27 protein-coding genes and 1 pseudogene are annotated in these 26,463 nt (G+C 60.4%); 7 read left to right on the top strand and 21 right to left on the bottom strand.

Annotated features, from left to right (window positions below; all coding sequences use genetic code 11):
• Nucleotides 1-73: 73 nt before the first annotated feature.
• Genes C0Z16_RS02480 through C0Z16_RS02465 form a run of 4 tightly spaced genes read right to left on the bottom strand, consistent with a single transcriptional unit; the run spans nucleotide 74 to nucleotide 4,408 of the window.
• Entirely contained in the window at nucleotides 74-1,033 is a 960-nt protein-coding gene (locus C0Z16_RS02480) for a type II secretion system F family protein (RefSeq protein WP_102630662.1), read from the bottom strand.
• Nucleotides 1,030-2,004, bottom strand: coding sequence for a type II secretion system F family protein (locus tag C0Z16_RS02475; RefSeq protein WP_102630661.1), 975 nt, complete (start codon nucleotides 2,002-2,004; stop codon nucleotides 1,030-1,032). Before C0Z16_RS02475 ends, C0Z16_RS02480 begins: the two co-directional genes overlap by 4 nt.
• The gene (locus C0Z16_RS02470; RefSeq protein WP_102630660.1) at nucleotides 2,001-3,419 is read right to left on the bottom strand and encodes a CpaF family protein; all 1,419 of its coding nucleotides are present in this window, start codon (nucleotides 3,417-3,419) and stop codon (nucleotides 2,001-2,003) included. Before C0Z16_RS02470 ends, C0Z16_RS02475 begins: the two co-directional genes overlap by 4 nt.
• A complete protein-coding gene (locus tag C0Z16_RS02465; RefSeq protein ID WP_244201138.1) occupies nucleotides 3,419-4,408 on the bottom strand; it encodes an AAA family ATPase in 990 nt (329 codons plus the stop codon). The genes C0Z16_RS02470 and C0Z16_RS02465 overlap by 1 nt, the downstream gene beginning before the upstream one ends.
• Before the next feature lie 9 nt (nucleotides 4,409-4,417).
• Here C0Z16_RS02465 and C0Z16_RS38550 point away from each other — a divergent pair, with 9 nt between their 5' ends.
• A complete protein-coding gene (locus tag C0Z16_RS38550) occupies nucleotides 4,418-4,612 on the top strand; it encodes a hypothetical protein (RefSeq protein WP_244201137.1) in 195 nt (64 codons plus the stop codon).
• Between the two features lie 52 nt (nucleotides 4,613-4,664).
• Here C0Z16_RS38550 and C0Z16_RS02460 read toward each other — a convergent pair whose 3' ends face one another.
• From C0Z16_RS02460 to C0Z16_RS02440, 5 genes are all read right to left on the bottom strand, one after another.
• Nucleotides 4,665-5,045: a CpaD family pilus assembly lipoprotein gene (locus C0Z16_RS02460; protein WP_102630658.1), complete on the bottom strand. Its 381-nt coding sequence runs from the start codon at nucleotides 5,043-5,045 to the stop codon at nucleotides 4,665-4,667.
• 10 nt (nucleotides 5,046-5,055) lie between these two features.
• Complete coding sequence (locus C0Z16_RS02455) at nucleotides 5,056-6,414, bottom strand: type II and III secretion system protein family protein (RefSeq protein WP_102630977.1); 1,359 nt, start codon at nucleotides 6,412-6,414, stop codon at nucleotides 5,056-5,058.
• Between the two features lie 118 nt (nucleotides 6,415-6,532).
• The gene (gene cpaB / locus C0Z16_RS02450) at nucleotides 6,533-7,513 is read right to left on the bottom strand and encodes a Flp pilus assembly protein CpaB (RefSeq protein ID WP_102630657.1); all 981 of its coding nucleotides are present in this window, start codon (nucleotides 7,511-7,513) and stop codon (nucleotides 6,533-6,535) included.
• Between the two features lie 12 nt (nucleotides 7,514-7,525).
• Complete coding sequence (locus C0Z16_RS02445) at nucleotides 7,526-7,972, bottom strand: A24 family peptidase (protein ID WP_407070649.1); 447 nt, start codon at nucleotides 7,970-7,972, stop codon at nucleotides 7,526-7,528.
• Nucleotides 7,973-8,109: 137 nt separating this feature from the next.
• Complete coding sequence (locus tag C0Z16_RS02440) at nucleotides 8,110-8,340, bottom strand: Flp family type IVb pilin (RefSeq protein WP_244201134.1); 231 nt, start codon at nucleotides 8,338-8,340, stop codon at nucleotides 8,110-8,112.
• A gap of 713 nt (nucleotides 8,341-9,053) precedes the next feature.
• On the opposite strand from C0Z16_RS02440, the gene C0Z16_RS02435 reads away from it, so the two are divergent.
• From C0Z16_RS02435 to C0Z16_RS02425, 3 genes are all read left to right on the top strand, one after another.
• A complete protein-coding gene (locus tag C0Z16_RS02435; RefSeq protein WP_102630654.1) occupies nucleotides 9,054-9,464 on the top strand; it encodes a TadE/TadG family type IV pilus assembly protein in 411 nt (136 codons plus the stop codon).
• 84 nt (nucleotides 9,465-9,548) lie between these two features.
• On the top strand, nucleotides 9,549-10,574 hold the full coding sequence (locus C0Z16_RS02430) for a TadG family pilus assembly protein (RefSeq protein ID WP_244973317.1): 1,026 nt from the start codon (nucleotides 9,549-9,551) through the stop codon (nucleotides 10,572-10,574).
• A 487-nt stretch (nucleotides 10,575-11,061) separates the two neighbouring features.
• Nucleotides 11,062-11,298, top strand: coding sequence for a hypothetical protein (locus tag C0Z16_RS02425; RefSeq protein ID WP_244201132.1), 237 nt, complete (start codon nucleotides 11,062-11,064; stop codon nucleotides 11,296-11,298).
• A gap of 101 nt (nucleotides 11,299-11,399) precedes the next feature.
• Here the strand turns inward: C0Z16_RS02425 and cuyB are convergent, their stop codons facing one another.
• From cuyB to C0Z16_RS02410, 3 genes are all read right to left on the bottom strand, one after another.
• Entirely contained in the window at nucleotides 11,400-12,875 is a 1,476-nt protein-coding gene (gene cuyB, locus C0Z16_RS02420) for a cysteate racemase (RefSeq protein ID WP_102630652.1), read from the bottom strand.
• Entirely contained in the window at nucleotides 12,872-14,161 is a 1,290-nt protein-coding gene (locus C0Z16_RS02415) for a dicarboxylate/amino acid:cation symporter (protein ID WP_102630651.1), read from the bottom strand. The genes cuyB and C0Z16_RS02415 overlap by 4 nt, the downstream gene beginning before the upstream one ends.
• Nucleotides 14,162-14,339: 178 nt before the next feature.
• The gene (locus C0Z16_RS02410; RefSeq protein ID WP_102630650.1) at nucleotides 14,340-15,251 is read right to left on the bottom strand and encodes a LysR substrate-binding domain-containing protein; all 912 of its coding nucleotides are present in this window, start codon (nucleotides 15,249-15,251) and stop codon (nucleotides 14,340-14,342) included.
• A 1,478-nt stretch (nucleotides 15,252-16,729) separates the two neighbouring features.
• Here C0Z16_RS02410 and C0Z16_RS02400 point away from each other — a divergent pair.
• Nucleotides 16,730-16,945 (top strand): hypothetical protein, encoded by a 216-nt coding sequence (locus tag C0Z16_RS02400; RefSeq protein WP_102630648.1) that lies wholly within the window; start codon nucleotides 16,730-16,732, stop codon nucleotides 16,943-16,945.
• Between the two features lie 221 nt (nucleotides 16,946-17,166).
• On the opposite strand, the gene C0Z16_RS38545 is transcribed toward C0Z16_RS02400, so the two are convergent.
• Nucleotides 17,167-17,400, bottom strand: a complete 234-nt coding sequence (locus C0Z16_RS38545) for a hypothetical protein (RefSeq protein WP_102630647.1) — start codon at nucleotides 17,398-17,400, stop codon at nucleotides 17,167-17,169.
• Between the two features lie 321 nt (nucleotides 17,401-17,721).
• On the opposite strand from C0Z16_RS38545, the gene C0Z16_RS02390 reads away from it, so the two are divergent.
• Entirely contained in the window at nucleotides 17,722-19,017 is a 1,296-nt protein-coding gene (locus C0Z16_RS02390; RefSeq protein WP_102630975.1) for an NRAMP family divalent metal transporter, read from the top strand.
• Nucleotides 19,018-19,362: 345 nt separating this feature from the next.
• On the opposite strand, the gene C0Z16_RS02385 is transcribed toward C0Z16_RS02390, so the two are convergent.
• The 8 genes from C0Z16_RS02385 to C0Z16_RS38050 all read right to left on the bottom strand — a co-directional run bounded on the left by C0Z16_RS02385 (nucleotide 19,363) and on the right by C0Z16_RS38050 (nucleotide 26,070).
• A complete protein-coding gene (locus tag C0Z16_RS02385; protein WP_102630974.1) occupies nucleotides 19,363-20,598 on the bottom strand; it encodes a YncE family protein in 1,236 nt (411 codons plus the stop codon).
• Nucleotides 20,599-21,128: 530 nt separating this feature from the next.
• Complete coding sequence (locus C0Z16_RS02380; RefSeq protein WP_102630646.1) at nucleotides 21,129-22,505, bottom strand: ATP-binding protein; 1,377 nt, start codon at nucleotides 22,503-22,505, stop codon at nucleotides 21,129-21,131.
• Nucleotides 22,481-23,146, bottom strand: a complete 666-nt coding sequence (locus tag C0Z16_RS02375) for a response regulator transcription factor (protein ID WP_102630645.1) — start codon at nucleotides 23,144-23,146, stop codon at nucleotides 22,481-22,483. The genes C0Z16_RS02380 and C0Z16_RS02375 overlap by 25 nt, the downstream gene beginning before the upstream one ends.
• 22 nt (nucleotides 23,147-23,168) lie before the next feature.
• On the bottom strand, nucleotides 23,169-23,927 hold the full coding sequence (locus C0Z16_RS02370; RefSeq protein ID WP_102630644.1) for a COG4705 family protein: 759 nt from the start codon (nucleotides 23,925-23,927) through the stop codon (nucleotides 23,169-23,171).
• 15 nt (nucleotides 23,928-23,942) lie between these two features.
• Nucleotides 23,943-24,395 (bottom strand): hypothetical protein, encoded by a 453-nt coding sequence (locus tag C0Z16_RS02365; protein ID WP_102630643.1) that lies wholly within the window; start codon nucleotides 24,393-24,395, stop codon nucleotides 23,943-23,945.
• A 29-nt stretch (nucleotides 24,396-24,424) separates the two neighbouring features.
• A complete protein-coding gene (locus C0Z16_RS02360) occupies nucleotides 24,425-25,207 on the bottom strand; it encodes a COG4705 family protein (protein ID WP_102630642.1) in 783 nt (260 codons plus the stop codon).
• Between the two features lie 69 nt (nucleotides 25,208-25,276).
• Nucleotides 25,277-25,873 (bottom strand): undecaprenyl-diphosphatase, encoded by a 597-nt coding sequence (locus C0Z16_RS02355; RefSeq protein ID WP_102630641.1) that lies wholly within the window; start codon nucleotides 25,871-25,873, stop codon nucleotides 25,277-25,279.
• A 56-nt stretch (nucleotides 25,874-25,929) separates the two neighbouring features.
• Nucleotides 25,930-26,070 carry a hypothetical protein gene (locus tag C0Z16_RS38050; RefSeq protein WP_167403479.1) on the bottom strand — a complete coding sequence of 47 codons (141 nt, stop codon included), beginning with the start codon at nucleotides 26,068-26,070 and terminating at the stop codon, nucleotides 25,930-25,932.
• 279 nt (nucleotides 26,071-26,349) lie between these two features.
• Between C0Z16_RS38050 and C0Z16_RS38540 the strand changes: the two are divergent.
• Nucleotides 26,350-26,463, top strand: a pseudogene (locus C0Z16_RS38540) (IS630-like element ISCARN39 family transposase); the annotation flags it as partial.

Below are 26,463 nucleotides of genomic sequence, written 5' to 3'. Positions count from 1 at the left end.
AGGCTTCGTCCAACGCGAACGGCTCGTTGGCGGGCGGCCGGGGAAGTTTCAGTGCGTTGCAGTTCAGATGTTTTCATCGGGCAGCAATAAATTGAAGGAGTTGAATAACCGCTGGCCCGCCTGCAATTGCCACGATTGCGGGAAGAATGAACAGCATCATCGGAAGCACAATTTTGGGTGCGAGCTTGGCTGCTTTTTCTTCGAGGGACACGATATGCGCCACCCGTTCGGTGCGCGAGAGGATGCGCAGCGCGTGGGTGATCGGCGTGCCGTAACGCATGGACTGGGTAAGCGTCGAAATTAGTGCACGGACCGACGGCAGATCGACTCGTTCCGCGAGCCCCTGCAAGGCCCGAATGCTGTCGCCTGAGAGTTTCAGTTCGTCGGCAGTCAGCGAAAATTCCTTCGAAAGTGGCGGGCAGATCGTCGCCAGTTCTTCGGCGACCCGCCGGATGCTGACAGGCAAGCTGTTTCCTGCGTTCGTGCAAATCACAAGCAGATCGAGCGCGTCGGGCAGGCACCCGGCCATCGCATTGCGCCGGCGCGCTGCGCGAAACGCAACCACGTATTCGGGAATGATCATGCCGATCACGAATGCGCCCATCATTGCCATGCCGCGAATCAGCGGGTATGCGCCAATCACGGGAATGTGCGAACCCAGCATGACCGTCACTGCGGCGCATACAAGACCCGTGCAGAACTTGACTGCGAGAAGAATGGAGACAGCCAGGCTGTTGCGGTATCCGCTGCGGATCATATCCCTCTGAAGCTTGAGGCGGTACTTTGCGTCGAACAGCGGAATCCGGTCGCCTAGCTTCGCAAGACGCCGCAAGGTGCGGCTGCGAACGCCGCTGTCTTCAACCCCATCTTCGGGCGACGCTTGCGCACGGTGATCGAGCGCGGCCTCGCGAGCCCGCTCGGCGATCCTGCCACGCCTGCCGCCACGTTGCGTCGCCCACCAGATCGCCAGACCGGCAAACAGCGCCAGCAGCATCAGCAGGTTGATCAGGGCTTCGATATTCGACGGGCTCATCGCGAAGTATCCAGTTTGGCCATCTTGCTGATCACGGCGATGCCGATAACGATTGAAATCACACTGAAGGTCAACAGCTTGTGACCCGCCGGCCGGTCAAATAGCACCATGACGTAGCTGCGATTCAGCGCGTACAGGCACAGCATGACGACGACCGGAATAGCCGCGAGAATCTTGGTCGTGATGCGTGCCTCGGCGGTCAGCGCCCTGGCCTTCTGACGGACCTCCCGCCGGGTTCGCACGATGCCGGACAAATTTTCCAGTGTTTCGCCGAGCTGTCCGCCCGTTTCGCGCTGCAACAGCAGACACACGCAGAAGAACGAAAAATCAGCGATCTCGATGCGCCGCATCGCCACCGCAAGCACTTCTTCCAGATCGCGTCCAACGCGAAGCGAGTCGCTCATCAGCTTGAATTCGCTCTTTATCGGCTCGGGACACTCCTCGCCTGCCGTGCCGATCACATGCGTGACCGGCACACCTGCGCGAACCGCGCGCACGATCATGTCAATCAGATCGGGGAAGCCGTCCAGAAAGCGCTTGCGAAAGCGTTCGACCAGAAAGCCATAGGCCCGTACGAGGGCAAACACGGGCAGCCCCATGATCAGCAGCGGTTTCGAGAAGGCGGGAAGCGGCATGAAGCGCGTCATGGCCAGCGCAATGAGTGCTCCGACGACCGCTGCCGCAACGACGACACGCAGTCCGTTGGCGGCTGCGACGGTTCTAAGACGCGAAATCCTCGGCTGGAACCAGCGGCTGATTGCGTTATCGCGCCGGCTGACCGTAAACAACGTCGCGTGGGACTCCGCATTGTCTTTTGTCCGCTCAGCTCTGATGAGGAACGACTGCCGCATGCGCGTCCTGATCCTCGCATGCGGCTGCTGGCTCCGCATGTCCAGCAATATGATGACCATCAGCCCGCCCAGTAGCACGACGACGAACGCGCAAAGCGTGAACAGGTCGATGCGACTCATGATTTCATCGCCTCCAGCAACGCCTCCTCCAGCCCGTAATAGGCGGCGCGTTCCGAGAAAGCCGGCCTGACCAACGCGCAGTCATACACGCCCTTGACCTCGTCGTTATAGGCACTCGCGTCGTACCGGAAGCTGAACAGGTCCTGCGTGATGATGACATCACCTTCCATGCCCACGAGTTCGGTGATGCGCGTCACGCGGCGCATGCCGTCGCGCATCCGCTCGATCTGCACGATCAGGTGAACCGCGCTCGCAATCTGCCGGCGAATCGACATCAGCGGCAGGTTGCCGTTCGCCATCATCACCATGCTCTCGAGCCGTGTAATCCCGTCGCGCGGCGTATTCGCGTGGATCGTGGTCATTGAGCCGTCGTGGCCCGTGTTCATCGCTTGCAATACATCGAACGCCTCGGCACCGCGGATTTCGCCGAGGATGATCCGGTCCGGCCGCATCCGCAGTGCATTGCGCACGAGGTCGCGCTGCGCGACGCCGCCAAGCCCCTCCGCGTTCTCGGGCCGCGTTTCGAGGCTGACGACGTGCGGCTGCACGAGTTGGAGTTCAGCCGCATCTTCGATCGTGATGGTGCGCTCGCCCAGCCCAATGAAATGCGACAGTGCATTCAGCAAGGTGGTCTTGCCGGAGCCCGTGCCGCCTGACACGATAATGTTGAGGCGACAGGTGCTCGCAAGCTTGAGCACGCTCGCCATAGCCGGCGACATATTGCCCTGCTGCGCCATGCGATGAAGCGTGATATCGCGTTTTGAAAACTTGCGGATGGAAATGGTCGCGCCGTGAATGGCGAGCGGCGGCAGAACGACGTTGACGCGGCTGCCGTCGGCGAGCCGGGCGTCGACCATCGGGCTGCTTTCATCCACGCGCCGGCCTACGCCAGCGGCGATCCGCTGCGCGACGTTGACCACGTGGGTGTTGTCGCGGAACTTGTAAGGCGTCAGTTCGAGCCGGCCGTGACGCTCCACGTACACCTGATCGGGTCCGTTGACGAGTACGTCCGTGACCGTCTCATCCGCGAGCAGCGGTTCGATCGGCCCGAGCCCGAACATGTCGTTGAGCAGTTCGCCGACGATCTGCCCCTGCTCGGCCATCGTGATGTTCAGCCGTTCGCGCTCGGCAATCCCCAGCACCAGTTGTTCCACGCCGGGCTTCATCTGCTCGCGCGTCTTGCCGACCGCAGCCGACGCGTTCATTGAATCGAATACGCCATTGCGAATGATTCTGAACAGGTCCGAGCGCACCAACGGCGCATTGCCCTCCGGCGTGGACCTGTGTCCGTCGGCCGACACCGACGCCGGAGCAGGCGTGACCGGCTCAACCGAGCCCAGCGGTTCGCGCACCGCTTCCTCGGCGCCGGCGTCGGACACCGTCTCCACGTATCTGACCTGCTTTTGCCCGAACATCAGCCTCTCCGGAATATGAGCTTTCGCAGAAGCGACGGTTCGGCCATCTCATGCTGCCCTGTAAGGTCGTTCGAAATCCGCATGATGGAGTGGTTGAATCCGTTCGGGGCCTTTTCTTTCGGAGCCTCACCGAGGTTTTCTGCAATCGACAGCGCCTTCGGTTCGAACTGCACCTCGTGCAGCACGTTGCGCCCGACGGCCGATACGAAGTCGGACGTCTGTACCTTGCCGGTGCCCGCCGCGTTTGGGTTGTTCAATATCAGCGAGGTCTGCGGGTTGCTGTCGCGGTCTTCGATGTAGCGCAGCAGGCGAATGCTTTGGCGCGTCGAATGCACAGAGCGGTCGGTCACCAGATACACGCGCGACGCGTGGTCGAAGGCTTCGGCCGCGAGCGGCGCGGACGGACTTCCGGTGTCGAGCATCACGTAATGGAAACTGTCGCAGAGCAGTTCCAGAACACGCCGAAGCGCACCCGGTTTGAACGGGCTTTCGGTTCCCCGCTCTATTTCGGCCGACAGCATGAAGAGCCGGGTGCCATGGGTGAGCAGCGTGCGCTCCACATACTGCGGATCAAGCCTGTGCACATTCTGAAGCACATCGATCAGGCCGTTGTTGCTCTGCATGCCCAGCATGCTGTTCGCGGCGCCGCCATACAGGTCGAGGTCCACGTAGGCCACCCGGCGATGCGTTTCCTCTGCGAGATGACGCGCCAGGTTCAGTGCGAGGGTCGTGACTCCCACGCCTCCGCGCGTCCCGGCGAAGGCGATTGTCTTGCCCACCCGCGCGAGCATCACCGGACTGATCTTGCGCTCTGAAACATCGATGGTCCGCTTGAGCAACTCGACAGTCAGCGGCTTGACGAGGTAGTCGCGCACGCCGATCTTCAGCAGGCTGCGGAACAGTCCGACGTCGTTGCGTTCGCCGAGCACCACCACCTGAACCGACGGCTCGCATACTTCCGACAGGCGGGCAAGATCGGACAGCGGCATGGTCGATCCATGCAGATCGACCAGCAGAAACAGCGGCGAGCGTTCGATCCTGGACAGGTGCGCGATGGCGTCGTCAATGCCGCCAATGGCGATGTGCGTGTGCGGCATCGCCTGTTCGAGCACGAAGCTCTTCAGAGTCTGTTCGGTATTGCGGTCAGCGACAAACGCCATGAAGTCCGCGGTTCGTACGCCGGCCTTTTTTGAGTGGCTGAACTCTGTCGTGCTCATGGCGTTTCTTCGGTGAAAGTTGAATGCATCACTTGGAGCGGCGCGAGGTCGAGGTTTCGGTGTCGAGTGGTATCAGTTGTCCGGCCTCGTAGCGGCGCACCGCGCTCGCCGCCACCGCGGCATCGGCGGGAGCAAGCGATCTGGGCGCGACAAGGTCTTGCGGATTGGCGACCTGGGCCGCCAGATTGGTGTAGGTCGCACAGCCCCACTGCATGGCCGGTCGGCGCAGACCTGCGTCGGTCAGCAACGAGCGGCGGGCGAGTTGGGTGCAGTCGGGCGGCACGGCGTTTTTGCCGTCGAAGCCGATCACCGACTCGTCAGGCATTCCGCGCGGCGGCTTGAAACATCCGCTCATGGGTGCCGCCAGCAGGCAGACGAGAACGAGCGTGAGAATGCGAATCGGGTTCATGGCGTTCGACTCAGTAGACATATCCGGCCGCGCCGACGAGACGCGGGGCTCCAGCCTGCGAAGGCGCACTGCCTTGGTGATGTCTGAAGCTGTACTCCACATCGTTGCTCGGCGAAACAAGCGATTCGAGCGGCGTGCGCAGCTTGCTCGCATCGGTTGGCTCGACGAGATACGGCGTCACCATGATCACCAGTTCGGTCTTGTTGTTCTGGTAATTGGACGACGAGAACAGCTTGCCCAGAATCGGAATGGAGCCGATGCCCGGCACCTGCGAAATGATGTCGGTGGTATTGCTTTGGAGCAGGCCACCAATCGCAAAGCTTTGCCCGCTCGCGAGTTCGACGGTCGTATCCGCGCGGCGCACGCTCAGCCCCGGCACGGAGACGCCCCCGGTCGTGATCGTCACTGTCGGATCGATCTGGCTGACTTCCGGGCGTACCTTGAGGCTGATGCGGCGATCGCTCAGCACCGTCGGCGTGAAGTCGAGCTTGACGCCGAACTGCTTGAATTCCACGGTAATCACGCCATTGATCTGCGACACCGGAATCGGGAATTCGCCCCCCGCGAGAAAGCTCGCCGTTTGTCCGGACAGTGCCACGAGACTGGGTTCCGCGAGCACGGTGATGAGGCCTTCCTGGTTCAACGCATCGACGAGCACCTGGATATCCGTCTTGCTGGTCTTGAACTGGCCGAACAGCGAATAGGCGTTGTTCGCCGCCAGATTCACCGGATTACCGGCCTGGGTGAGGTTGTAGATCGGGCGGCCGCTGTATATGCCGCCGAAGAAGTTGCCCGCTGCATTGCCTAGTGCCTGCCAGTTGATCCCGAGTTGCTGAGTGACGTTACGGTCGACTTCCGTGATCCGTACGCGCAACTGCACCTGTAGTGGCCGGTCGATCGTCATGCGGTTGACCAGCACTTCTTTATCCGCCAGATAGGGCGTGAGCGATTGCACGACAGCGTCGGCATCGAGGGAACTGGTCGCCTGGCCGGACACCTGCAGCGAACCGTTGCCCGCGCCCAGCTGCACGTTCATGTTTGGAAAGCGCGTGGCAACCATGCTGCGCAGCGCATCCATGTCGCGGGCCACCACGACGGTGCGCTGAACCAGTGTTTTGTTGTTGGGGCCGAGCACGTAAAGCGTCGTGGTACCGGCCTTCTTCCCGAGCACGAAGACTGCTCGCGGCGACGGTACGTGCACGTCAGCAATCGCTGGGTCCGCGACGAATACTGAACTGGCGTCTTCATTGAGACGCACGAGCGTGCCCTTGCCGGCATCGATTGCGAGCGTGCCTTGGGCAGCGGCTGCCGCGGCTGCATTCGTGACGTGCGGTTGAACCGCGTTTGCCGGCGCCGCGAGGCCGAGCATTGCACTACATACGGTGAACGCGCTAAGTCTTGCTGCTTTGCAAATGCGCAAACTGAACTGCATTTTCATGACTTTCTATCCTGGCGAATGACTGTGGCGTCCAGCCGTTGGCACGGCCTCACCGGGGCGTGGCGGCGGTTGGCGCCGGTGGCATGCCGTCACCGGCGGCACCGGCCGCCTGCGCGACGCTCGATGTCAGGACAGATTCCCTGGATCCCCTGTACACGGTCACCGACCGTACCGCGTGCGATGGCGCCAGCGCGCTGCGGGCACCGCCGGCCACCGGGCGCGACTTCGGCAGATCGCGCAGTGCACGTGAGATGTCGCCGGCCCAGACGGGTGCGCGTTGCAGATCACCGGGAGCGGAGGCGGAAACAGGTGCCGATGAAAGCGCGAAGGGATCGCGCGACACCGTCGCAAAACTGCGCAACGCCAGCGACAGACTGCCCAGGCGTGCGGCAACCGCTACGACTTCCCCCGTGTGCGGCGTGACTTCCAGCGTGACGGTGCGGATACGCTCGTGCGTATCGGGAGCATTGCCATCTTTCGGGCGGCTGATTTCGGAGCCGGAGGCCAGCACGCGAACGTGCTCGACGACGGTTTCGCTCGACACCGCAAGCTCCGGAGAGTCGGTCTTGCGGTCCAACTGTTGCGTGAGCAGCAGATCCACGTAGTCCCCCGGCTGGATCAGGCCTGCATTGCCGGACACGTCGTCGACGGCGACCGACACCGCGCGCATCTCCGGTTTCAGTGTTGCGGCGAGAAACCCCGGAGCGCTTGGCAGGATGACGTCATCGGCCACGATGACGGTGCCGGTCGCGACCGGATGACGCAGCAGTGCGCCCTTCAGTTCGAGCTCGCCCGGCACGCCGGAGACGACGGCGCCGGTTGGGACTTTTTCGACGGGCACGTCTTTCCACTTGATATCTTCGTCGCGCAGCAACAGCCCTTGGGGAAGTTCGGCTGCACTGACGCGCACCTTCTCAGTATTGACAACCGGCGTGGAATGCCGCGACGCCCCCGCGACAACCACCCGCACGACCAGCGCAATGAGAAAGGCCCCGACAATCAGGAAACCGATTTTGATGATGTTGGACATAGGGACGCCGTCCTATCGCGTCGAAAACAAGGGCAGCAATGCGGGCAGCACGATCACCGAACCGCCGCCAAGCGCAAGCGCGACGCCGTAAGGCACGCCGCGCGCTGCCGAGAACATCGCCAGCGCCCGCATCGGGCGCGAGCGCTGGTCTGAATTCATGTGTCGCGTCGCAAGACTGACCAGCGACACGAATGTTCCAATTATGGAAATCAGGGCTAAGGCCGGCCACGAGAGACCAGGCCCGGCCCAGAGGAAGATGACGGAGGCCAGCTTCGCATCGCCGCCGCCGATTATTTTCGCGGCGAACATCGCGACGCAACCGACAAGCGCGCAAAGTGCGATCGCCACATGCATACCAATGTCACCGATGGACGTGCGTAAGATCAGCGCATCCAGAAAAAAGAGTGCCCCTACCATAAGGACCGTCCTGCTCGGCAGGCGCCGCGTGCGCACGTCAATGAGTGCCAGCCACAGCAGTGCGCACAGCGCGACGAGGCGGATTGCGAAGGACAGGAGATGCACGATGGTCCCGGTACAGAGACTGGGGAGGAAATGGAGATCCGGACAACGGCATCCGAACCTCCCGGGAACACCATTTACTTTGCCTGGTTCGCCGTGATCGTGCTGAACATGGTGGTGAACATGGTTTGCACAGAGGTGCTAAACGTGGCAGCCATAGCACCGAGCGCGACAGCGACGATGCCGGCGAGAACCGCATATTCCATGGCGCTTACGCCACGTTCGTCGCGAACAAACGCTTTCAGAAGTTTGCGCATTTTTTTCCCATAACGAGTTGGTTGGAGCCGGCTCGGCAGGTAGAAGAACACACCGAGTACGACAGATCCTACCCGGCGTCCCGATTTTCGATGGCACGGAATGAGGCCAAATCACGCCTTATTTCGCGCCTTGAATCAGGAGCGGGCAGACCTTGTAACGGCGACATGTGGGAAAACTTTAGGATGTCAATGCATTCGCCTTTCATTGACAGGCCAGCCGCATCTCCATGCAGGCAGGAAGCCGATCCGAAACTCGCGTCGAAAGCGGTCCAAAGCGGTCCGAAGCAGGGAAAACGAGCAAGGGTTTACCACTTAAACCGGCACGACCAGTGCCGAGATCCTGGCAACGGGTGATCGACAAGTCAGTCGCCCCTTATTTGTGGGTAAGCACGTACAAGCGCAATTCAGTTTGCTCGTGCGTTCCGAAGCGGCACGGTAATACATCAAGAGCCGCCCGGCCCGGCAAGCTTGTCTCACATCGGATCGCGGTCAATACGGGACCTGCGGCACGGCGCCGCCTAAAGTTTCCGAGTTCTGTGCCGCTGTTAACGTCAAAACGGAAGTCATCGCCGTCGGTTCCAGTTTGAATAGGCGGCATTTCGGTCGTCAGATCGACGGTTTGCGAGCGAAGGCAATGCAATAAGCTCAACTGCCAGGTAATGCTTTGGCGACGCGACATCCCGCACATACAGCAAGTGGCCAGAATGACAAAAGTAGTTGACCTCAAATGCCTGGGCAGCTTACTCGGGCAACGAACTGACGTGATGCGCCCTGCGGAGGCGGGTAGCGTGTCGCTTGAATTCGCCATCCTGCTGCCGTTCGTGATCATGGTCCTGGTCGGCATCATCGACGGTAATCTGATGCTCTACGACAAGGTCGCCATTACCAATGCGGCTCGCGCAGGCGCCCGAGCCGGCACAGTGCTGCAAGTGCCGCCTCTCAGCAAGTCCCAGATCGCCGCGATCACGGCCACCAACGCGCAGAACAATCTCGTCACCAACGGCAATACCGCTGCGCCGGTCGTCACCGTGACGCAAACGAGCGGAACGAACTCAGGAAGCCCTCTCCAGGTGACGGTTTCCTACGCTTATCAAGGTTTGATGCTCGGCTCCGCCATGAGTAGCCTGACCGGCCCGATAGTGTTGAATGCAACCGCCGTCATGAACTACGAATAACACGTGACCTTCGAAATGCGACATTGCAAGCCTGCCAAGCCCGCTGGCCAGCACCGGGGACAACCTGTAAAGGCGCGTCGCCACATGAGCGCGGTTCCATACCGGCGCCGCCAGCGTGGGGCGATGAGCGTCGCCATGTTGTCGACTCTGTTCGCCGCGCTCCTGATTGCAGCATTTTCGATCGACATCGGACATGGAGTACTCGCCCGTTCCGAATTGCAGAGCGCGGCTGACGCCGCTGCCCTCGCGGGCGCTGGTGCATTGCTTCCCGGCAGCCCCGGCCCAAACTGGAGTCTTGCGCAAAGCAACGCTCAAAAAGCGGTCAGCCTGAATGGCTCCGACAATGTCACGCTGACGAGTGCATCGGCACAAAGCGGCTTCTGGAACCTGACGGGTTCTCCGGCGGGCATGCAGGCGTCGACCATATCGCCGGGGACGTATGACAATCCCGCAGTGAAAGTCACGGTTTCGCGCGCGGCCGGACTGAATAACGGCCCTGTCAGGTTCTTCTTCGCGCCGCTTTTCGGCGTCAATAACGGTGCGGTTACTGCAACCGCTGTCGCGGTGGTTTCGGCGCCTGGCTACGTTGCCGCAGGCGGCCTGTTCCCTGTAGCGATCGGAAAATGCATTTTCGATCAGTACTGGAATGCCCAAACCGGCAGTCCGAAGCTGGATCCCTCAACAGGACAGGCGTATACATTTCAGTTCGGCAACGGGACGCTTTACAGTGGTTGCGCTGCCGGGCAGTGGACGTCTTTTCAGTTGAACACCAACGATGTGCCCTCAGTACGGGGCCTGATCGATAACAAGAATCCGACGGCGCTGGGCATTGGCGATTCGATCTGGATTCAGAACGGCGTCAAGACGACGATTTACTCTTCGGTTCCGTCCAACGTGGACGTGCTCATCCCCGTCGTGCAGACGGTAGCGACAAGTGGGTCGTCAACCGCACCAATTGTCGGCTTTGCCGCTTTTCATATCGACGTTCCGGTTGGCGGAAGCGGTAAGTACATTCAAGGCCATCTGACAGCGGGCGTCAAAATTGCCACAAGCACCGGACAGAGCGGCCCGTACTACGGCGCATATGTCCCGCCGCGCCTGGCGCAATAACCTCCGCCCTGCGCCCCAACGGTCCAAGCTCTGCACAAGGATCGCACCAACGGCGCGGGTGCCCGCCATTTGCATGGTCTCCGTGCGAACCGGTACCGCCCGGTTTAGAGGTACATGTCGCGGGACAAACGCACTTATTCCACTCATATAAACCCACGCAAACGGAATTGAAATGTGAACATTGAGCGGCATGCGTAGTGACTTCGCAATGCCAATCCTATTTCCGCCAACTTCTCTTCTATTTTGGCCACAGCTGTGTCGTAAGGTCGTCCAGTAGCCGATCCGCGTTATCGCCCGGAGCATTCTCTGTGTCGGCGCTGCATCTCGCAACGCGCTTTCCGCGAGGCAGCGGAATACCCCTGACCGGATGACACGGTTCTTTGACCATAAGTCAAAGCGTCCTTGAGTTGCAGATGCAAAAAACTATAGTTGTCCTAGCTGGTAAGGAGCGGACCGCTCATCTCCAGACTCTTTCCCGGAGACCGCCATGAAGGCTCTTACGTTGTTAATTGCCATGCTTGCAATAATGCCGATGGCGAATGCGGAGCAAGGCGATGCAGAAGATAAAGCATTGAGTGAGCTCATGATGAGGCAGATGGTGACGCATGAGACTCAACCTGCACAGATACCAACGGATACGGCTTATGGTGACACTGGAAAGACAGCTACACAGTCAGGCGGTTCAGTACTGAAAGCGAAGGCTAATGTAAGCGATGGCCAGTGAATCGAAACCATCCGGCGACTGGAGACTGGATGAGTGGAAGGCCGGCGGACACTTTTTCCCGGAATAATTGCCGCATTGGGAAAAGAAATCCAATTGATGGTTCAGAGGTCGTGCGCTGCCGCTGCGGCTGCCGCAGTCGCGTACGCAACGCACTGCCGGGCTAGTACCTCCGTAGGGTCGACCAGGCGGACCGATACACCACTCGACCCAATGAAATGCGCCTGCGGAAGTAATAGTGGCAGTTCGGTGCAGCCAAGGATGACAACTTCAACGCCTTTGGAAATCAGTCCGTCAATCGCAGCAGCGATATCTGACTGGCAGTGACCGGTCGCAAATCCCGCTTTCACGCCCTCTTCACCGTAAATCGCGTCCATCACTCGCGCCTGTAGCGCCGGACCCGGAACGACCTGTTGCAACCCTTGCGACGCAAGCGCCCTTTCATAGACACCACTTTGGATCGTGCCCGAAGTTGCCAGAACGCCGACTGAATGCAGCGAAGGAAAGGTCTCGCGGAGGTAGCGGACAGTAACGGTCAGCATGTTCACAATGGGTATGCCGAGATACGGCTGGATACGTTCGACGAACGCGTGTGCGGTGTTACAGGGAATAGCTATTATGTCTGCGTCTCCCGATTCCAGCTTCTTGCACGTCGCGTAAAGCGAGATGGTCGGGTCGGGCCCGTCGCCAATCAGGCTTTCGGTGCGGTCCGGAATCTGCGGATTGTGTTCGACCAATAGCTTGATATGGTCCTGATCCCGCCGGGCGGGCGTATTGCGCACTATCTTGTGGATGAAATCAACGGTCGCCGCTGGTCCTACTCCGCCGACTATACCGACCTTGAACGGCCTGTCGGGAGACGCATACTGACCGCATACGACGTACTGTGCATAGGCCAGATTTGAATCGAGTAGCGGCACGGGCAACGGACCTATCTCCGCGGCGACGAGCGGGATTTCCGTCAAAGCCGGGATGATGATGTCGACGCCCTGCGAAACGACGTCGTGACACGCCTCCCGCAACAGTTCCACCGGGCGGCCTCTCAGGTTCCCGCTCTTGACACCATCAGACCCATATACGGCCTCGGTGACGAGGTCGAGACTCTTTCGCCCGCGGGGATAGAAGACTTCGAACTCGGGCGATGCAAAATACTTGTCGAACAGGCCCTTCCGACGCGTGTAGTCAGAAGCGAGCACGCCGATCCGACGCGCGGCGGGATATTTCCGGCGAACGTAGCAACGAATCGCCTCAACCATGTCGACAATCTGAAGCGGCGAATTAGCCTTCAGCTCATCAATGAAGGTGTGACTGAGAAAGCAAGGGAGAACTACCGTCGTCACGCCCTGCTTTTCAAAAGCGTCAATCATGTCGAAGACATACAGCTTTCGCTCCGTTGTAGCCTCAGTCCCCGTACCGGATGTTCGGAAAGCGTGCTGCTCGAAGACCACGTCAAGGTACTCTGCGTCGCTCGTTGCCGGAGTAGATTTGACGAGCTTGAAAAATATGTCCGCGCTTGCCAGAGGCCCGAGGCCGCCCACGACCCCGAACTTACGCGTGCCCGTTTGCAGCCCTTGTTTCATTCCGTTTCGCCTTGCAGTTGAACGAAGGCAGTGTCGTCTGGGACGTTCGCTTGCCTCGCTATGCGTTTGGTCTCCCACTTTGCGATGACCGCCGTTGCAATGCTGTTGCCAACTACGTTAGTGGCTGTCCGCCCCATGTCGAGAATCTGGTCGATGGCGAGGATGAGCACGACTCCGGACGGCGGCAGGTGGAACATCGGCGCCACAGCTGCAACGACCACGACCGAGCCCCGCGCAACGCCCGCCATGCCCTTGCTGCTTACCATGAGCACGAGCAGCATCACGATCTGGGTGCCGAGTGGCATGTCCATGCCGAAAGCCTGCGCAATGAAAATCGCCGCGAATGCCTGGTACATCATCGAGCCATCCAGATTAAACGCGTATCCAAGCGGCAACGTGAACCCGACAACCTTCTTGTCGACGCCGAATTCTTCAAGCTTCTCCGTCAGACGAGGATAAGCGGCCTCACTACTCGCAGTCGAAAATGCAAGCATCGCGGGTTCGCGGACTGCCTTTAGCAGCGTCCAGATCTGTTTCCCGAGAAAACCATAGCCGACAACGATGAGCAGTGTCCACAGAAGCACGAGGCCTGTGTAGAAGCTGCCGATGAGCTTGCCGTAAGTTGTCAGCACATCCAGTCCGTGCACCGTAACCGCTGCAGCAAGCGCGCCAAACACGCCAATTGGCGCGAGGCGCATCACATAGTCCGTCAGCTTCAGCATGGCGGGGACAAGCGCATCGACGCCGGCGACCAATGGGGCCACGCGCGGGTCGGACTTGATGACACTTAGCACCACGCCAAACAATACGGAGAAGACAAGGATTTGCAGAATGTCGTTTCGAGCCATCGCATCAATGATGCTGGTCGGAAACGCGTGAGTCACAAAATCCTTAAAGTTCAGGCCGGCGGTATTCAGCCCCGTCGTGACATCCGCGGTTGTCTGCACCAGGTGAAGTCCCGCGCCAGGTTGAAAGACGTTCGCAAGGACAAGACCGAGGGCGAGCGACAGCAGAGACGCGCACAGAAACCATCCCACCGACCGAAACCCGATACGGCGAACGTCGCTTGTTCCTGCCATACCTGCAAGTCCGGAGACCAAAGTCGCGAAGACGAGCGGCGCGATAATCATCTTCACGAGACGAAGAAAGATATCGGTGACGACGGAGAAGTATCCGGCAACGACCTTCGCTTCAGCGACATCCGCGACCGACCGGTGGCAGATATAACCGACGATAACGCCAAGCACCATGCCGGCGAAAATATACAGAGTCAGGCGATTCTTCATGGAATCCGTCCAGAAATGATGAGCGATGGTCGCGCCGCGACACCGCACACGTGAGTGGCAGAAACCCGACTTGATCAGCAGGTTTCTGTGTCTGGACGAATATTAAGAAACGCCAAAAATATAGGGATGCAGATACAGCATGAGGCTATGCGGCCGCCGCATAAGCCCTATGCACGCATCAGGAAGGCTGCGAAGCGGCACGAATGTGGCCCCACAGCTTTTCCAGAAACTCGCTGCGATTCGATGCATCACGGTACACGCGCAACTCAACCTCGAGATGCCATTCGGCACGCCCCGCAGCCACTAGCTCGCCCGACTCAAGTTCGCGGATGACGGAACTCCTGGGTAGCCAGGCGACGCCTTCACCTTCCATCACGAGCTTTTTAAGGACCTCGGCCATATCCGATTCGTAGTGGAGCTGCAGCGCCGGGGCGGCACTCGCTTGCCCAAGAAGCAGCGCAAGGCATCGGCCAAAATAGCTGGTCTCGGTATAGGAGATAAGTGGGAGTGGGCGGTTCGCGGTTCCCGGTAACCGGAACGCCGGGGATGAGCGTTGATTGGGGCGGCACACAGGCATAAACGTGTCGACACCTACGGTCAGATGCTGGTACCGCGCCGGGTCCAGATGCAGAGGCAGCTCCGGATGATGATATGCAAACATCAGTTCGCAGTTACCGTTGACCAGCATCAAAATAGAATCGTGCACGTTGGTCGGAATAACGCGGGCGCGTACTTCGCCGAAGTGCGCGGTGAGAGTCTTCAGCCATGCAGGCAGGAAATTCAGCGCAATGGTGTGGCCAGCCGCAATCTGCAGGCCTTTCCCGGCCATTCTTTGCTCGGTGCGGATGATGGCGCGTGTATCGAAAAGCTTCTCGATAATATCTTCGGCAGCTTCCTGGAACAGTCGTCCTGCGGGAGTGAGTGTCGGAGGGAAGCTGCTCCGGTCGATGAGGTCGGCGCCCACCCACTGTTCGAGTGACTGGATTCGCCGGCTAAAACCCGACTGGGTCACGTTCCGGAATTCGGCTGCCCGGGAAAAGCTCTGATATCGGGCAAGCGCGATGAAGTCTTCAATCCACTTGATTTCCATACTGGTCCTGTGACAAGACGGTAGCTGCAGCCAGACCGGCGAATTCTACGCCGCGCTAGCTACGCCCGCCTCAGGTCCTGTCCGCCTGTGGGGAGGTTCGGCTCAGACATGCCGGTGATTATGTGGGACCGGTGCCGTCAGTGACAGGCGAGTCTGTCAATGCCGTTGGAGATTGCATGACCATCAAGTTGTCCAACCATGCCACGCCGCGCGACGCATGGCGGATTCCGGGCGTCCTGCGGCTGGAAATGTCCGGCTGCTAGCAACCCGCAACAGAAAAGAAAGTGTGCCCCGGAACGTGCAAGGTGACGTGTTGGTGTTGGCCGAGCCGGCGCACGATGCCGCAGAGAACGCGACTGCGGTCAAGGCATCGGGCGAGGCATCGGCCACGGGCGTTCCGCCCGTTGAGCGAATGTGCGTAACGACAAACGAGGTTGGCCGTAGCCCGGGTGGAGTTCCGTCCAGAGGCTTCCCATCTCGGGGCGTCTCCAGACTTGAAGAGCGAAAGGCGAGTGGGCCAACCCGGTCAGACTGCTTTTAGCTCCCACCGAAAAAAACGTTGCATTCCGGGTTCACCCTGCAGGGCCGGGCATGTTTCGCGCCGCTCTGTACAGTGGTATCGGGGGTGCCGCCGTAAGCCTCGATCCCCGCGCCCGGGTTTGAAATTTGAGTTGCAGCGCTTTCCTGCGGAGCGGTTTGAGGACCTTGGGGCGCGCCTTGGGAATGCGCAAACCCGGCCATGGCAAGCAACCCGGCAGTTGAAGCGACCATCAGTAGTGATTTCACATCGGCTCCTTAATCTACGTTGCGTTTCCGATTCATGGGATTCGTTATTCGCGTGCCCGAGCTCGAAATTCACAAGGTATTTTCGGACTCACAAAGCGCGCCTGGGGTCTGCGGGTCAAGTCACCCGAGGCCATGTTTCCAGGGTAATTGGGAAGAGACTGAGCGCAGTGCATCCGGCCGAGAAGGGGGGACGCAAGTTGGCGTGCGCATTGGCAATGTCAATGGATTTTGTGGACCCCTCGACACAAATAGTCGCCCTGCAAGTACGTTATAGAGCGTGGGACGAGGAATGGTTAGCGAATATTTTCACCTGGCGGCGCAGCACTGCGAAGCAGCGCTTATTGCGACGATTCTAACCAGACGGTGATTCGTTAGTGAGCGGCACTGCCGCTGTGACTGCTCAACGTCCGGAGAACATGTTCGAGCGTCCTGGATGCTTGCGGCACAGGGCGGGCGTTCTGGCGTCTCCAGCAGGAATACGAAGCATGTGGACGCCAAATCACACGGTGGTGTTGGGTTGCCACGCACAAAGGTGTGGCCGGTGTTCGGAAAGGTCCGACAATGTTCTGCTGTTGCGCTCCCGCCCTCGCCATTCAATGCCAATACAGCACGGGTTCTGCAGACGGGTCAGCAGTAACGCATCGCCGCCGGCACAGTCGTTGCAAACGTTAGCTGCGTCACAGGAGACAGCCATGATGTGGTTCTTTGCAAAGTCGGTCGAAATGAAGAGAACCTATGACAACGCAATCGTTGTTATAGGTGTTGTCGCATTCGTCGCGGTATGCGCAACCGGAATTGCAGCACTTGCGGGGCTACTGCCGGAATCGGAAAACGTAGCCGCCGCAGTGACTGCGACACCGTTGGTAGACCTGCAGACAGAACTTAGACAAACTATCTCGAATCCGTAATTCCAACTTTCACCGCCTTGGCTTACATGCGGTCGTGTCGGACCGCCGGTGCGCAGGTTTCATCCAGGTTCATGTGCGATTCAAGTTTGGTAGCGCGTCGGCATTGTGGTCTTTGCATGCGAATCAGGCGGCTTGGGTTAGACAACGCATCACATATGCGCGCGTATGGCGAGCCTCCGCCAATCACGCCGCGACGCGCTGGCACCAGCCTGCAACAACCGCTACTTTCCAGCGGCTGCACTAGCGGCAGCAGTCTGACTTGCGGCCTTTGCCTTCTTGGCAGCCTCATGATGTCCAATGGCACATCCAGCGGCCGCGCCCGCCACTCCATGCTTTCCTGCAACATGCCCGACGACCCCTCCAACGACGGCCCCCTTCGAACAGCCCGCGGCCTGCGCGTTACCAACGGCGGCGACACTTAGAGCGAAGAAGATACAGCCAATGAGTTTAAACATCTGAGTTTTCCCTTGAATGACGTGTCCGTTTTCACCGCGCAAAGAACGTACCCGAAGTAACAACTGACGCTGGTTTGCGCGAGCGCTTCTCTCAGACCATCGTAACGGGGCCATGCCAGCGCAAGCGGTTCGACGATTACGCTGGCATATGCATTACCCGCCCGGAGCCGGCGTCCTTTCCAGCAAGACAAGATGCGAACGGAGCCGCCGCCAATCTGTTCGAAAGGCTCGATAGCGACCACGGGTATTTGAAAGCCAGATGCGACACACTAGTATCATCGCACTCAGATGCTTTGCCACCACAACGACAAGTACCCGGACATGAGCATCAATATCGATCCGTCGCCGAAGCCAGATCCTGAGGTCCAGTCGTGGGTGGAAAAGCTCGGCCCCGGGCTGATCACCGGGGCTGCGGACGATGACCCCAGCGGCATTGCAACCTACTCACAAGCGGGCGCGCAGTACGGCTTCAATATGCTGTGGACGGTCATCATCACCTATCCTCTGATGGTGGCGATCCAGGTCGTCAGCGCGCGCCTGGGGCGGGTGAGCGGCCACGGACTTGCAACAAATATCCGGCGGCACTATCCGCCGTGGTTGCTATACGGTTCGGTACTGCTGCTGCTCGTCGCGAACACCATTAACATTGCCGCCGATCTGACTGCGATGGGCGCCGCAGTCAATCTGATCGTGGGCGGCCCGACCCGGCCCTACACGATCGGACTTGGATTGCTGTCGGTTCTTCTCCAGGTCTTTGTGCCGTATCGCAGCTACGTCAAGGTCTTGAAGTGGCTCACACTTGTGCTTTTCGCGTATGTCGCGACGGTATTTGTGGTGCGCGTACCGTGGCAAACGGTATTGGTTACGACCTTCGTACCACATGTATCGTGGACGAACGACTACATCACGACGGTGGTCGCGGTGCTGGGCACGACGATCAGTCCATATCTGTTCTTCTGGCAGGCCTCGCAGGAAGTCGAGGAAATGCGCGCCGAAAGCGGGCAGCGGGCGTTGAAGTACGCGCCGCGGCAGGGGCCGGCCAGTTTGCGGCGCATCGGCATGGACACGTGGATCGGCATGGGCTTCTCTAACCTCGTCGCGTTTTTCATTATCCTGACGACGGCTGCGACGTTGCACGCGCACGGCGTCACGCGCATCCAGACATCCGCGCAGGCAGCGCAGGCATTAAAACCGCTGGCCGGCGAATTCGCGTTCCTGCTGTTCAGTCTGGGCATCATAGGTACCGGACTGCTCGCGCTGCCGGTGCTGGCAGGCTCCGCCGCATATGCGATGGCCGGCACCTTCAACTGGCGAAACAGTCTCGCCCTCAAGCCACAACTGGCCAGAAGGTTCTACGGGATCATCGTTGTCTCGACCATGATCGGCCTGCTGATCAGTTTCACGCCAATTGACCCCGTCAAGGCGCTCTACTGGAGCGCAGTGATCAACGGCGTCGTATCGGTTCCGATCATGACACTGATCATGTTCATGGCGACGAACCGCGAAGTCATGGGCAAGTTTGTCCTGTCGATGCGATTGCGGATCATCGGATGGACGGCGACCGGCGCGATGTGCGCCGCTGCTGTCGCAATGTTCTGGCTAATGTTCGCCTCCTGAATCGAACCGCGGTTCAGTCGCACCGTTTCGCGAAGTGTTTCAGGCAATTGCCGATCCATGCTTGTTGACGATCCGTGTCAGCGCTGCGATCGCTGGCGCAGGGAACGACCCGCCCCCGTCTCATCGCAGATTGCGAGGGTGCGCGCAGAAGTCTACTCAACCCGTGCAGATTGCGGCCTCAGCCGGCCGGGATGGAATGAACGCCACCCTCACGTCAGGTAAGCGAATAAGCAGCTGGAGCGGCACGGGACAGTGGGCGGCTCACCGTTTGCATATGCCGACGCAGGACGCCCCGCGCCGTCCGGTGCGCCGTCCACAGTGGCCGCCTTTCTTTTTGCATTCCTGTTACCGGGCAACGAAGACTGACACGCCTCCGTTGATAAACCCGTTTGCTGCGCAGTCCGGACAGCCAGCCGGCGAGGTGGCGGAAGAGTACGGAACAAAGATCAGCCCGGTTGCCGGATCAATTGCGACCGAATGCGCATTGTTGCCGGTGTTCAGCCGCGCGACGACGCCTCGCGAGCCAGCGTCGACGATCGTGAGCACCGGTTTGCATGGCGATGCCGTGGTGCAATTTCCGTTCGCTGAAGCGTTGCCTGACGCAGTCCACCGGCTCGCCGCGTTGTAATATCGGTTCGTCGCTGCATCGTATTCCAGTTGATCACCGCCACCGGCGTTGAGCGACGCGACGAGCGCGCCGTTTGCGCGGTTGAAGATCTGCATCAATAACGGCGCGCCCGTGGTCGCTTCGCGGCATCCAACAGCGATGTCGGTGCCGGGTCCCAGGGCGAGTCCGGTGGGATCGCAATTGCCTTCCGGGTACATCGCCACCCCTGCGAGCGTCGTGTAGTTCTGCGTCGCACCGGCCGGTATTGCGCGAATTGCGGTTCCGGGCAGTTTGACCAGTTCGCCATGTGGGTTCGCAGTGCTTCCGTCGACGTTTACATAGAAGTTGTCACTCGCCGCGTCATACACACACGCCTCCAGCCCCGCGGTGGGCTTGCCGGCGGCGTCCGTGAAGGTGACTCTGGCGATCACGGTTTGCGTACTGGTGCTGATAAAAGTCGCGAATGGCGTTGGTTCTTCCGGACTGGAAATCATGAAGATACCGTGCGTCGCGTCAAGGCACCCTTCATCCGCCCGCACGCCAGTGGTACTGACCGGAATGCTCGCGAGCACGGCGCCCGCCGCCGGGTCGACGACTTTCACGGAGTTGACGTCGCCGGCATAAACGAGGTTGCCAACCGGCGTCGCGCCATCGGGCCCCGCCGTCGAACTCGGCCCCGGCCCAAGACCTGCAAATGCGAGGCTCCCGCTACCTTTGATCGCCTTGACGAAAGTTTTCGTCGGAATGTCGACCACGTCCAGCGCTGCGTTGTTGCGGTCGGTGAAATAGTAGTGGCTGCCGTTCGTGGTGCCAATGTCGAATGAGAAATTGACGCCCGCTCTTACATTCGGCACCGCGATGTCGGCGACAAGGCGCGGCCCCGTCTGCTCGAGGTTGTCCCCGCTGCCTCCACAGCCACCCAGCGCAAATACCGCGCAGGCAACTCCCGCCCTCACCCATGCTGACTTATGCATCATATGTCTCCTTGCTCACTGGACGAACGCACCGGCGGTGCAGGATACAGCGGGCGGGCACCTCTGCCGCGGGCAGTGGAGCTTGCCTAGAAGAATGCTATGCAATGGATCTACGTCCACGCTGCTATGGTTTTCCCAGGTCAGCCACAGGCAGACCACAAGCGACGCTAAAAATCAGGAAATCTGATAGCACTTTGAAAGAATGGCTTCGAGGCTGAAGCGCAACAATGGATTACAGAATGGAAAGCCAGGTTATCAAGGCGGTTGAAAGCATACGTTCGGACACCTGCGATGGCATGAATGCAGTGGCTGCACGGAAACGGCTGTTCGGCTGTCGCTTTCGGCCGCTCGATTACCACCTTTGTCCTTACCGTCGGTGGATTCACAATATTAGCTCTACTTAGCGTTTCGAATTCGGTCGCTCTTCCGCCCTATCGGGACGCAGTCCCTCCGAGTATCCCCCGATGATTCTGGTGGCGATTGAAACGGCGCGGGCGCGGCCATCAATTACGACAGCGTAGCCGGAGCGACTACTGCTGGGTCGCTTGCAATTGGGAGAGCACTGGAAAGACGACCGTGACGCTCAGACCGGTTTGCTTTTCCTCGTCAGAAAACTCGAAGCTGATCTCAGCACCGATGCGACTGGCAATCGCCTGGACAATGGAAAGCCCCAGGCCAGACCCGACCTGCGCGTTGCCAAGCCTTCGGTAGAACGGGTCAAAAACCCGCTCACGTTCGGCCGATGGGATACCTGGTCCGGTGTCCCGGATGCGCAGCACAGCACCCCCTCGCGCCATGCCCACCGAAAGGTCGACCCGCCCATCCTCCGGCGTATACCGGATGGCGTTATCGACCAGGTTCCTGACCACCGCCATCATGTCGATCTCACTGGCCCATACCCGGGCGTCTTGCGCACCTTCGACTCCGATGTCGATGTGTTTCCTCTCAGCCAGGGGCATCAGGTCTTCCAGCACGCGGCGGTATATGTCCTGGATAGATATTGGCGACTTCGGTGATTCGGCAACTGACTGCGCCCTGGCCAAGGTCAGAAGTTGATCCAGCAGGTTCCTGCCACGCTCGATCCCCTGGCGCAGCACAGCAAGCCGTTCACGCGCCAGGTCAGACATGTCCGCGTCCGCCAGTCGTTCCGCCTGGAGCGAAAGGGCCGTCAGCGGCGAACGCAGTTCGTGCGCCGCATCCGCGATGAAGCGGCGCTGGGACGCCATTGCCTCGCTTACACGGGCTAGCAGTCGATTGATCGCCACGGCAAACGGACGTACTTCGGCGGGAAGATGGTGGTCTTCGACAGGGTGCAGTTGCTGCTCGGCGCGCTGGTCGATTTCCCTGGAAAGCGCCGCAATGGGCCGGAACATCTTGCGCACCAGGTCGGCAACGATCAGCAGCAGAACCGGCACGAGTATCAGGAAAGGCATCACAGTGCGCAGCGCGCCATCGCGGGCAATTTCATTGCGGAAACCAGACTCCTGGGCCACAGCGATGCGCTCGCCAGCAACCGTTGTCCTGACCAGCACGCGGAAAGTCTCGCCGTCAACGTCCAGCGTGTGCAGCCCGTCGGCCAGCGTTGCGGGCAAGGGCAGTAGTCCACCGTCATCCACGCCTACAGTGGATCCATTTCCGTCGCCCAGGTGCTGGACGATCACGCGCGATTCTTCATCGCCGTCTTTGCTGTTGGTATCGGAGGCTGGAAGGGACGGCGACAGGCGCTGCCGGTCCATGAGATGCGCGACCTGGCGCAAGACATCGTCCTGAAGCTCGTGCGCTTCATCGAAGGCCGACAGGAACGAGAAGATGCCAGCCACGACGGCCACAACGAGAATGGCCAATGACAAGGTGAACGACAGTTTGAGCTGGACTGACTCGTTCAGGCGCTTTTTGAAACCATCCATCCGACCCCCCTGACGTTCCTGATGACCTCGCTGCCCAATTTGCGGCGCAGCGCATGGATCAGAAATTCGACCGCATTGCTTTCAACCTCTTCCCCCCAACCGTAGATGCGATCCTCCAGATCGCTACGGGACAGGATGGCCCCAGGCCGAACCAGCAAGGCTTGGAGCAACGCGAATTCGCGGCTGGACAGTTGCACCGGGACGCCGCCATTGGAAGTGGCCTCTTTCGTGGCCGGATCAAGCGACACTACGCCGTTGCTGAGAACGGGCGTAGCGTTGCCGCCCTTGCGCCGCAGCACGGCCCGCATCCTGGCCAGCAGTTCGGCCATCTCGAAGGGTTTGAGTACGTAATCGTCGGCCCCTCCGTCGAGGCCGCGCAAACGGTCGTCCAGACCGTCGCGCGCCGTGATGATGAGCAGGGGAACCGGGTTGTCCTGGGTACGGATGCTGGCCAGCACCTCCATCCCGTCCTTGCCGGGCAGGCCCAGGTCGAGCAGCACCAGGTCATAGTGCTGGCAACCCAGCGTTGTGAGAGCGGTCTGTCCGTTGTTCACCCAGTCCGCCGCATAGGAGGCATCCTTCAATGCGCCCTGGATCGCTTCACCGATCATGGGGTCGTCTTCGACCAGCAATACCCGCATTCCGCCTCCGTTCAATCGTCGTTCAATGGGCCGTCCTGGCTGCCCGCTGCCTGAAGAACAGGATCGCCGTCAGCATGAAGGCAAGAAGTGCGGCCGATGCCGAATAGCGGCTCAGTGCCAAACCTCCCGCGCTCAGCGGCTTGTCGAGAAAATCACCCACTACCGCCCCCAGCGGGCGGGTCAGGATGAACGCAGCCCAGAACAGCAGCGTGCGAGACAAACGCGTCCGGTAATAGGCGACGACGACCAGCGCGAGCAGTCCGCCGAACACAATGGCCGCGCCGGTGTAGCCCAGGCCCGCCGTGTCGGCGGTCCAGTCGCCCAGCGCCGTGCCCAGGGTCTGGGAGAACATGATCGTCACCCAGTAGAAGGCTTCCACCCTGGGCGAGCTGACGGTACTCACCGACACGGAGCCAAGGGTGCGATGCCAGACAAGAAGCGAGCCGAGCAGCAAGGCCAGCAGCAAGCTTGAGCCCCCAGCGTACCCGATTCCGAGCGAGCGATCCGCAAAATCGGCCAGCGTCGTGCCGACCGTGGTGGTGGCGATAATGGTGATCCAGTACAGCAAGGGATGGAACCCTTTGGCTTTGATCTGCGCGATCACGGCCACGAGAAAAATCGCCGCGAAGATGCCCGTGCCGACCAGATAACCCAGGTTCATCGACATCGAGACGGCATCGCCGCCGGTTTCGCCGAGCGTGGTAGCGGCGATCTTGATGAGCCAGAACCCCGCCGTGACTTCGGGGACTTTGGCCAGCGCCTGTTCAGTACTTGTGTTCATGGGGAACCCCGTGGGTTAGATTGTGCTTTGGACCGTGTCGAATGTTTTAAGCAGGTTGGCCATGGCTGCCTCGCAATCGACCTGACTCGGCGCATGGGCGCGCAGAGCTTGCAACGCTTTGTCGATGGCCTTATCGAGAACGTGCCAGTCATCGGCGGCACGCGGCTTCAGTCCAGCTTCGGCCGAGTCCCAGGCGACCTCCAGATCCTTGACGCGGACCCTGGCCGCCGGCAGATCGCCGCGGTCCACGAGGGTGGCAACGTCGGTGGCGATGCTGTGAAATCCTGTCAGGTCGCCCAGCCTGGAGGCTGGGTTGCCCTGCGATGCCGGGGCGGCCCGAGCCGAGGCGAGAGGCGCCGCGCCCGGGCCGCCCTGGTCGGCCGACCTGGAACAGCCGGTCGCCAGAGCCAGAAGCAGAGCGGCCGTTACGGCGGCCACAGGACGGGCGGATGAGTGCTGCGTGGGCATGATTTGTCCTTGAAAAATGGCACGAGGGCTTATTCGGTGGGACGGGCTGACCGGCTGGTGCTCATGCCGACTTGCGCGGCGGCCACCAGCATGACGATCACCGAAAGGAACACGGTGCTGGTCCACATCGCTCCCATACCGAGTCCGCCGTAAGTCCTGGCCTGGGTCAGCAAATCGCCGAGTGCGGCGCCGAACGGACGGGTCAGGATGTAGGCGGTCCAGAAGAACAGCACGGCGTTGCCGCCAATGCGCCAGGCGGCGTAGCTGATGCCGATAAGCGCACCGAACGCGACTGCGCCCCAGGCGAAGCCCAGGCCCAGTGCCTCGGTCGCCAGATCGCCGGCCGCTGTTCCCAGCGCGAAGGTGCATAGGATGGCGGTCCAATAGAACAGCTCCCGGCTGCGCGTCACGATGTCGTGGATGGACAGGGTGCGTTCGATCCGATACCAGACAAAGAAAATCGCCGCGAGCGCCACGGCAAACACGGAGGTGCTGACATACAGACTGACGCCCAGGCCATCGGTCAGCAGGTCGGTGATCTGCGTGCCGACCACGCTGACCAACACAACCGTCAGCCAGTAACTGCACGGGGCATAGCGGCGGGTGCGCAACTGCGCGAACAAGGCGAGCGCCAGCAGGACGCCCATGACCGTGCGGGTGATACCCTGGCCCCAGCCGGCATTGACCGCCAGGAAGTCAGCGCCTGTCTCCCCCACGGTGGTGGACATGATCTTGATGATCCAGAACGACAGCGTGACTTCCGGGACTTTGTTGACCCAGTCGCTTGACCTGGTCGCGGGCAATTTGTTCATGGTGTTCTCCGGCCGGAGTGAGACGGCGTGCAATCAGTCTGACCAGGCTGACTTAGCCCGGCCATAGGTTCACTCGCGAACCCATCCCCGCGCGATCAGTCTGCCGAGAAAGCTGCGATGAATGCCGCTGGCAAGCCGGAAGATCGGTCGTAGATACCAGCGCGCTTCGCGCCAGGTCAGCCAGGCGCTAAGCGCCGCCACAACGGCGGCCCCCAGCATGTCGAGCGGAAAATGAACCCCCAGGTAGATGCGCGCCCAGGCGATGGGTGCGCCCAAAAGGGCCAGCGCGACGCCGGCGCTTCGTGTGCGTCGCTGTCGCAGGAGACTGAAGCCAACCGCCCACCACAATGTCAGGTGATCGCTGGGGAATGAGGAATCGGCAACGTGGGCGATGAGCGTGTGACCCAGGCCGATCATGAAAGGCCGCGGATGCGGCCAGGCCAGGCCAATGACCTGACTGACGAGGAGTCCCAGCATTCCCGACGCGGTGGCGACAAGCATCCCTCTGCGGGTTGTACCGCTGCCGCGCAACCAGCAGATGCCAATCAGAAGCGGAATCGCCCAGATGAGCCGCTCCGCCAAGACGACGGCCAGCTTCACCGCCAGGGTGTTCGGGTGCTCTGGCGCGTTGAGCCAAAGAAAGAACGCGTAGTCGAAGCGAGCCATGATATCTCCAGGCCGAAGCGCCGCGTGACCGGTGATCCGGCCATGCTGGGGAACTGTCAGTCCTGTTTATCGTGGTCGTCATCGTGATCTGCCTTGTCTTCGGCGGACGACATGACCGTACTGTTGCCAGCGCAGGCGACGGCGCCGGCCGTAGTGATGGCGATGGCCAGAAGATAAAGCCTGGTGTGCCGATACATGGTGCCTCTCCAGAAGCGCGCAGGGGTTGCGCAACGAAGAGGATACAAATCCAGACTTAGCTGGTACTGAGCCGAACCGCCGCTTCCTTGTCCGGGCTGATGAGCAAGAGCTAGACGCGCTTTATCTTCCTTTTTTTGGCAGCCCTTTTTGGCCACTCGAAAAGGGATGTGTGACGAAGGCGCGGCAAAATGCGTAAACTATTGATATTTCCGTAAATCATGACAACCGTTGAGCGTCTCAAGCGTTATGTCTCCAGGGCGATCTCGAGACAAGTTGGCATGGCGCAAAGGCGATTGAGCGAAGCAGCAAAGAAGCGATTGAAGGCGGGTCGGCTGCTGCTGGCGGGCAAGGGCTGCGCCGAGGTGGCGTTGGCTGTGGGCGTGGCTCGGCAG

Source organism: Paraburkholderia rhynchosiae (genome assembly GCF_002879865.1).
GTDB classification, from domain to species: Bacteria; Pseudomonadota; Gammaproteobacteria; order Burkholderiales; family Burkholderiaceae; genus Paraburkholderia; species Paraburkholderia rhynchosiae.
Note: the sequence above shows the minus strand (reverse complement) of the source record. Positions and strands in the feature narration are given on the sequence as shown.